Origin of the sequence: Edwardsiella sp. A.80236, assembly GCF_044540725.1 — a bacterium.
Classification (GTDB): domain Bacteria; phylum Pseudomonadota; class Gammaproteobacteria; order Enterobacterales; family Enterobacteriaceae; genus Edwardsiella; species Edwardsiella tarda.
The window spans coordinates 1-957 of the sequence record NZ_JBIUCY010000062.1 but is presented as its reverse complement, the minus strand read 5'-3'; the positions used below and the strand labels follow the sequence as shown (position 1 = coordinate 957).

1 protein-coding gene is annotated in these 957 nt (G+C 59.5%); it reads left to right on the top strand.

Features of this window, described 5'->3' with window-relative positions:
• Positions 1-138 precede the first annotated feature (138 nt).
• Complete coding sequence (locus tag ACEQFP_RS17475) at positions 139-903, top strand: IS6-like element IS6100 family transposase (RefSeq protein WP_001389365.1); 765 nt, start codon at positions 139-141, stop codon at positions 901-903.
• The last annotated feature ends 54 nt before the right edge of the window (positions 904-957 follow it).

The window sequence follows — 957 nt, the reverse complement described above, 5'->3', positions numbered from 1 at the left end:
TGTTGTGCAGCCAGCTCCTGACAGTTCAATATCAGAAGTGATCTGCACCAATCTCGACTATGCTCAATACTCGTGTGGGCTCTGTTGCAAAAATCGTGAAGCTTGAGCATGCTTGGCGGAGATTGGACGGACGGAACGATGACGGATTTCAAGTGGCGCCATTTCCAGGGTGATGTGATCCTGTGGGCGGTGCGCTGGTATTGTCGCTATCCGATCAGCTATCGCGACCTTGAGGAAATGCTGGCGGAACGCGGCATTTCGGTCGACCATACGACGATCTATCGCTGGGTCCAGTGCTACGCCCCGGAGATGGAGAAGCGGCTGCGCTGGTTCTGGCGGCGTGGCTTTGATCCGAGCTGGCGCCTGGATGAAACCTACGTCAAGGTGCGGGGCAAGTGGACCTACCTGTACCGGGCAGTCGACAAGCGGGGCGACACGATCGATTTCTACCTGTCGCCGACCCGCAGCGCCAAGGCAGCGAAGCGGTTCCTGGGCAAGGCCCTGCGAGGCCTGAAGCACTGGGAAAAGCCTGCCACGCTCAATACCGACAAAGCGCCGAGCTATGGTGCAGCGATCACCGAATTGAAGCGCGAAGGAAAGCTGGACCGGGAGACGGCCCACCGGCAGGTGAAGTATCTCAATAACGTGATCGAGGCCGATCACGGAAAGCTCAAGATACTGATCAAGCCGGTGCGCGGTTTCAAATCGATCCCCACGGCCTATGCCACGATCAAGGGATTCGAAGTCATGCGAGCCCTGCGCAAAGGACAGGCTCGCCCCTGGTGCCTGCAGCCCGGCATCAGGGGCGAGGTGCGCCTTGTGGAGAGAGCTTTTGGCATTGGGCCCTCGGCGCTGACGGAGGCCATGGGCATGCTCAACCACCATTTCGCAGCAGCCGCCTGATCGGCGCAGAGCGACAGCCTACCTCTGACTGCCGCCAATCTTTGCAACAGAGCC